Raw genomic sequence first — 6096 nt, forward strand, 5'->3', positions numbered from 1 at the left:
GTCCGTGGTGGATGCGGTGGTCTTCGACCTGGACGGCGTGATCGTGGATTCCGAACCGGTGTGGGAGGAGGTCCGGCGGGCGTACGTGGCGGCACACGGTGGCGCCTGGCAGCCCGACACCCAGCGCCGGCTGATGGGCATGAGCACCGGCGAGTGGGCCCACTACCTCAGCGGTGAGCTGGGGGTGCGGCGCACCGCCGCGCAGGTGGCCGACGAGGTGGTGCGGGAGATGGCGCAGCGCTACCGCGAGCACGTGCCGTTGATCGACGGCGCGGTCGACGTGGTACGCCGGTTGGCCGCGCGGTGGCCGCTCGGGTTGGCCAGCTCGTCGCCGACCCGGCTGATCGCCGCGGCACTGGAGGCCACCGGCCTGACCGACGCGTTCGGCGCGACCCTGTCCACCGAGGAGACCGAGCGGGGCAAACCGGCGCCGGACGTGTACCTGAGCGTCGCGCAGCGCCTGGGCGTCGACCCGGCCCGCTGCGCGGCCGTGGAGGACTCGTCCAACGGCGTACGGTCGGCCGCGGCGGCGGGGATGCGGGTGGTGGCGGTGCCCCACGCGTCGTACCCCCTCGATCCGGACGCCGCCGCGCTCGCGGCCGTGACGCTCGGGTCGGTCGGTGAGTTGACCCCGCAGCTGATCGACGGTTTGGCATGACGGGGTCGGTGCGGGGTACCGCAGCAGACGGCACGCCGGCGGCGTGCCACGCCGGCCAGCGAGGGGATCACTGATGAAGGCCATCGTGTACGAGCGCACCGGCGACCCGTCGGTGCTGGAACTGGTGGACCGGCCGGTGCCCGAGCCGGGGCCGGGCGAGGTGCTGGTCCGGATGGCGGTGTCGGGGGTGAACCCGACGGACTGGAAGTCGCGCCGGGCGTTCGCGCCGGACGGGTGGCAGATCCCGGGGCAGGACGGCGCGGGTGTCGTCGAGGCGGTCGGTGCGGGAGTCGGCGGTGAGCTGATCGGCGAGCGGGTCTGGATCTGGGAGGCGGCCTGGCAGCGGCCGTGGGGCACCAGCGCGGAGTACACGCTGGTGCCGGTCCGGCAGGCGGTGCCGCTGGGCGACGCCTCGTTCGAGCTGGGGGCGAGCCTGGGCATTCCGTTCCTCACCGCGCACCGCTGTCTGACGGCCGGCGAGTTCATGCCGGACGCGCTGCGCGCCGGCGCGCTGGCCGACCACACCGTGCTGGTGCAGGGCGGGGCGGGCGCGGTGGGCAACGCGGCGATCCAGCTCGCGCGCTGGGCCGACGCCACGGTGATCGCCACGGTGAGCAGTGCCGAGAAGGCGCAGCTCGCGGCGTCGGCCGGTGCGTCGTACGTGATCAACTATCGCGAGCAGGACGTGGTCGAGGAGGTCGGCAAGATCGCCCCCGACGGGGTCCACACGATCGTGGAGGTCGCGCCCGCCCAGAACGCGGCGATGGACGCGCAACTGATCCGCAACGGCGGGGCGGTCTGCGTGTACGCCGACAACGGCGGCACCGAGATGACGCTCCCGATCCGCCCGCTGTACGTGGTGAACGCCCGGTGGCAGTTCGTGCTGGTCTACACGGAGCCGAAGGCGGCCAAGGCGCAGGGTGTCGTCGACGTGGCGGCGGCTGCCAACCAGGGCGGTATCCGGGTGGGCGCGGATGCCGGTCTGCCGCTGCACCGCTATCCGCTCGCCGACACGGCCGCGGCACACCAGGCGGTGGAGGACTCGGCGGTCGGCAAGGTGCTGATCACCACCAGCGACGCCTGAACGGGTCGTCGGGGACCGGATTTCCCCGTCATCGGGACAGAGGCGAACAATTTTCGCAACAATGACGGTGCGGGGTCACCCGCGTGGAGCGGGCGGCCCCGGCGCGGTGCGAACGCCGGGGCCGCCCTCTGGGGAGGAATGTCAGGAGTACTCCTCTGCCCATAGGCGACGGTGCCCGGTCAAACGTTACGGTGCTGTCAGCTCCCGGACAGTCAGGTCACCTTCGGCGTACCGCGAACGGACGACTTTCTTGTCGAACTTGCCCACGCTGGTCTTCGGCACCATGTCGATGAACGCCCACCGCTCGGGCAGCTGCCAGCGGGCCACCGAGCCGGCCAGGAAGTCCCGCAGCTCCTCGGCGGTCACCGAGGCGCCCGCACGGACCACCACGGTCGCCAGCGGCCGCTCGTCCCACCGCTCGTCCGGGACACCCACCACGCACGCCTCCAGCACGGCAGGATGGGCCATCAGCGCGTTCTCCAGCTCGACCGACGAGATCCACTCGCCGCCGGACTTGATCACGTCCTTCGCGCGGTCGGTCAGCGTGATGTACCCGTCCGGGGAGAGCGTGCCGACGTCGCCGGTCCGTAGCCAACCGTCGCGGAACTTCTCCGGATCAGGGGCGTCGTCACCGACGTACCGTGCGGTCACCCACGGCCCACGGACCTCCAGCTCGCCCACGGCCGTGCCGTCGGCGGGCAGCGGCTCGCCCGACGGGCCGACGATCCGCGCCTGCACGCCCGCGGGCACTCGGCCCTGCGTGTAGCGGTAGCGCCACGCCTCGTCCCCGGCCACCCCGGCGGGCGGACGCGAGACCGACCCCAGCGGCGACATCTCGGTCATCCCCCAGGCGTGGATGACGTCGATCCCGTGCCGCTCGTCGAACGCGTGCATCAGCGCCGGTGGGCAGGCCGAACCGCCGACGATCACCTCGGTGAGCGACGAGCTGTCCACGTCGTGGTCGTCCAGGTAGGCCAGCAGGTCGGTCCAGATGGTGGGCACCGCGCCGGCCAGGGTGGGCCGTTCCGCGGCGATCATCTCGGCGATCGGCGCGGCCTGGAGGAACCGGTCCGGCATGATCAGCGACGCGCCGGAGAGGAACGCCGCGTACGGCAGACCCCACGACATGGCGTGGAACATCGGGACGATGGCCAGCTCCCGGTCGGTCGGTCCGAGACCGAAGCCTTCCGGCATGCAGACCTGCAACGAGTGCAGGTAGATGGACCGGTGCGAGTAGGCGACGCCCTTCGGGTTGCCGGTGGTGCCGGACGTGTAGCAGAGCGCCGCGGCGTCGCGCTCGTCCACCTCGGGCCAGTCGTACACGTCCGGACGGTCGGCGAGCAGCGCGTCCCAGTGGTGCACGGTGATCCGGTCGCCGGCCGCCGCCACCAGCGGGGCCGGGTCGCCACCGCCGACGACCACGACGTGCCGCACCGTGGCCAACTCGCCGATCACCCGGGCGAGCAGCGGAATGAGCGTGCTGTCGACCAGCACCACCCGGTCCTGCGCGTGGTTGGCGATGTAGACGACCTGGTCGGGAAAGAGCCGGATGTTGAGCGTGTGCAGCACCGCGCCCATGCTGGGCACCGCGAAGTAGGCCACCAGGTGCTCGTTGTTGTTCCACATGAAGGTGGCGACCCGCTCGTCGCCGGTCACCCTGCACTCGTCACGCAGCGCGTGGGCCAGCCGGGCCGCCGCGCGGCCCACCTCGGCGTACGTCATCCGACGGGGTTCGGCGCCCGTCCAGGTGACCACCTCGGCCGTGCCGTGCACCCCTGCGCCGTGATCGAGAATCCGGGAGACCTGCAGGGGGGCGTCCATCATCGTGCTACGCATGGGTAACAAGCTAGTGTCGGCGGTCACACGTTGGGAACCCCCGTAAATTGTCGCGGGTGAGCATCTCTTGGGCCGACTCGTACGTGGGGCAGTTACGCGCGCTCGCCGGGGACCGGACGCTGATGTTCGTCGGCGCCCGCGCCGTCGTCAGCGACAACGCGGGGCGCATCCTGCTGATCCAACGCTCCGACAACGGCCAGTGGGCCATGCCCGCCGGGGCCATGGAGCTGGGCGAATCCATCGCCGACTGCGCGGTACGCGAGGTCCGCGAGGAGACCGGGCTGCGGGCGCTGCGGGTCTGCGCGTTCGCGCTCTACACCGGCCCGGACCGGACCAGCACCAACATGTACGGGCACACCTACCAGGTCTTCACCACCGCCTTCAAGGTGGAGGAGTGGGACGGGCAACTGACCCGGGTCACCGACGAAACCACCGACGCGGGCTTCTTCGCCCGTGACCGCTTCCCGTCCCCACTCTCCGCGTCGGTCCTGGAGACCCTGGCCGACCTGGACGTCTTCGAGCAGACGAACCGACTGATCCTCAAGTAGGTCCTACTGCGGGTGGCGCATCCCGGCGAAGAACCCCTCCTGGATCCAGTTCGGGTACGAGACCGGCAGCTTCGTGGCCTCGTCCAGCTCGGCGAGATCCTGCTCGGTAAGGGTGAGATCCGAGGCAGCGATGTTGTCCACCAACTGCTCGTGCTTGCGGGCGCCGACGACCACGCTGGTGACCGCCGGCCGGGACAGCAGCCAGGCGATGGCCACCCGGGCCGGGCTGACGTCGTGCCGCTGGGCGACGGCCTTGAGCACGTCGACGACCGCGAAGCCGTGCTCGGGGTCGAACGGCGTGAAACTGGTGTAGCCGGGCTGGGCGCTGCGCGCGCCGCTGTCGGCGACGGCACCATCCCGGCCCACCTTGCCGGAGAGGAAACCACCGGCGAGCGGGCTCCACACGGTCAGCCCGACATTCGCGTCGAGCGCCATCGGCACCACGTCCCGCTCCACGTCCCGACCCAGCAGCGAGTAGTACTCCTGCACCGAGACGAAGCCGGCCAGCTTCTCCCGCGCGGAGATACCCAACGCCTTCGAGATCTGCCAGGCGGCGAAGTTGGCGCAGCCGATGTAGCGGACCTTGCCCTGCCGGACCGCGTCGTCGAGCGCGCGCAGCATCTCCTCCATTGGAGTGACCTGGTCGAAGTTGTGGATCTGGTACAGGTCGATGTGATCGGTGCCCAGCCGGCGCAGGCTGTCCTCCAGGTTCTGCATGATGTGCAGCCGGGAGGTGCCGACGTCGTTCGGACCGGGCCCGGTACGCGAGTGCACCTTGGTGGCCAGCACGACGTCCCGGCGCCGCTTGCCGAGCGCCTGGCCGAGCAGTTCCTCGCTCTCACCGTCGCTGTAGCCGTCGGCCGTGTCGACGAAGTTGACGCCCGCGTCCAGAGCCGTGTCGACCATTCGCTGCGCCTCGGGCAGCGCCAGCGCGCCGAGGGTTCCCCACAGCGGGTGCCCGCTTCCACCGAAGGTCATCGCGCCGAGCGAGATCTCCGAGACGTACACCCCGGTGGTGCCCAGCAGTCGGTACTTCACCTGTGTTGCTCCTCGTGGTGGGTGCGGAGGGCCGAGGTCAGGCGCTCCGTGGTCACTATGTCGGACAGTGTGTCCGGCAGCGAGCGTACGTCGCCGGGCCGGCCCTCGGCCACCTAGGATTTCGGCATGCCGTCGATCACCCGCCGCCGCCCGCGCAACCCCGATGGGCGGGCCGCCGTCGAGGCGCGGGTGCTGGCAGCCACCGAGCGGCTCCTGAGGGAGGGGGTGCGCTTCACCGACCTCGGTGTGCAGCGGATCGCCGCCGAGGCGGGAGTGGCCCGGTCGACCTTCTACATCCACTTCCGCGACAAGACCGAGCTACTCATGCGCCTCGCCGGCACGATGCGGGACACTTCCTTCGACCGGACCGGCCAGTGGGACCCGGCCGGTAGCGATGATCCGTTGAAGAGCCTGACCGAGGTCTTCACCGACGTAATCCGAATCTACCGGACATATGCCCCGGTGCTAGCGGCGGTCAGCGAGGTGGCCGCCTACGACGAGGTGGTGCGGGAGTACTGGTCGGGCGGACTGGAGCAGTTCGTCGCGCGCACCGCGAACGCCCTGCGGGCCGAGCAGCAGGCCGGACGTACCCCCGCCGACCTGGACGTGTCCGCGGCCAGCCGGCTGATCGTGATCGGCGGCGACCGCTTCCTCGCCGACCACGTCAGCACGACCACCGCGGACCCCGAGACGGACGCGGCGGCCGCGCGGGAACTGGCGGCGACCTGGTGGTACGGCGCCTACCGCCGCCCCGCCTGACCCTTCGGTGATGTTCCAGAAGTAGCTCTGACCCGAATGCGTCGGGGCGCGGACCTGCCAATGAGCGTGATGCCTGTGAGTCATCTTTTTGTGTGGCCAGGGAGACGCGGCTTTGGCGATTGCGGGCCCCCCCGGGGGGGGGGGGGGGGGCGCCCCCCCGCCCACCCCCCGGC

6 protein-coding genes are annotated in these 6096 nt (G+C 71.1%); 4 read left to right on the top strand and 2 right to left on the bottom strand.

All coding sequences use genetic code 11. The annotated features are described in order from the left end of the window. Positions 1–4: 4 nt before the first annotated feature. Positions 5–658: an HAD family phosphatase gene (locus AB0J36_RS31405; RefSeq protein ID WP_357123798.1), complete on the top strand. Its 654-nt coding sequence runs from the start codon at positions 5–7 to the stop codon at positions 656–658. 73 nt (positions 659–731) lie between these two features. Next, on the top strand, positions 732–1742 hold the full coding sequence (locus AB0J36_RS31410; RefSeq protein WP_357172001.1) for an NADPH:quinone reductase: 1011 nt from the start codon (positions 732–734) through the stop codon (positions 1740–1742). A gap of 186 nt (positions 1743–1928) precedes the next feature. On the opposite strand, the gene AB0J36_RS31415 is transcribed toward AB0J36_RS31410, so the two are convergent. Next, positions 1929–3563 carry a long-chain fatty acid--CoA ligase gene (locus tag AB0J36_RS31415; RefSeq protein ID WP_363661489.1) on the bottom strand — a complete coding sequence of 545 codons (1635 nt, stop codon included), beginning with the start codon at positions 3561–3563 and terminating at the stop codon, positions 1929–1931. 71 nt (positions 3564–3634) lie between these two features. Between AB0J36_RS31415 and AB0J36_RS31420 the strand changes: the two genes are divergently transcribed. Then, positions 3635–4126: an NUDIX domain-containing protein gene (locus tag AB0J36_RS31420; RefSeq protein ID WP_357123791.1), complete on the top strand. Its 492-nt coding sequence runs from the start codon at positions 3635–3637 to the stop codon at positions 4124–4126. Between the two features lie 3 nt (positions 4127–4129). On the opposite strand, the gene AB0J36_RS31425 is transcribed toward AB0J36_RS31420, so the two are convergent. Continuing rightward, positions 4130–5164: an aldo/keto reductase gene (locus AB0J36_RS31425; RefSeq protein ID WP_363661488.1), complete on the bottom strand. Its 1035-nt coding sequence runs from the start codon at positions 5162–5164 to the stop codon at positions 4130–4132. A 126-nt stretch (positions 5165–5290) separates the two neighbouring features. Here AB0J36_RS31425 and AB0J36_RS31430 point away from each other — a divergent pair, with 126 nt between their 5' ends. Next, on the top strand, positions 5291–5923 hold the full coding sequence (locus tag AB0J36_RS31430) for a TetR/AcrR family transcriptional regulator (protein WP_357123785.1): 633 nt from the start codon (positions 5291–5293) through the stop codon (positions 5921–5923). The last annotated feature ends 173 nt before the right edge of the window (positions 5924–6096 follow it).

The sequence above is a fragment of the Micromonospora sp. NPDC049662 genome (assembly GCF_040675055.1).
Taxonomy (GTDB): Bacteria; Actinomycetota; Actinomycetes; order Mycobacteriales; family Micromonosporaceae; genus Micromonospora.

Excerpts from the sequence above, each read along its gene's own strand:
- AB0J36_RS31430 (WP_357123785.1), top strand. The coding sequence starts at position 5,291 with ATGCCGTCGATCACCCGCCGCCGCCCGCGCAACCCCGATGGGCGGGCC.
- AB0J36_RS31415 (WP_363661489.1), bottom strand. The coding sequence starts at position 3,563 with ATGGACGCCCCCCTGCAGGTCTCCCGGATTCTCGATCACGGCGCAGGG.
- AB0J36_RS31410 (WP_357172001.1), top strand. The coding sequence starts at position 732 with ATGAAGGCCATCGTGTACGAGCGCACCGGCGACCCGTCGGTGCTGGAA.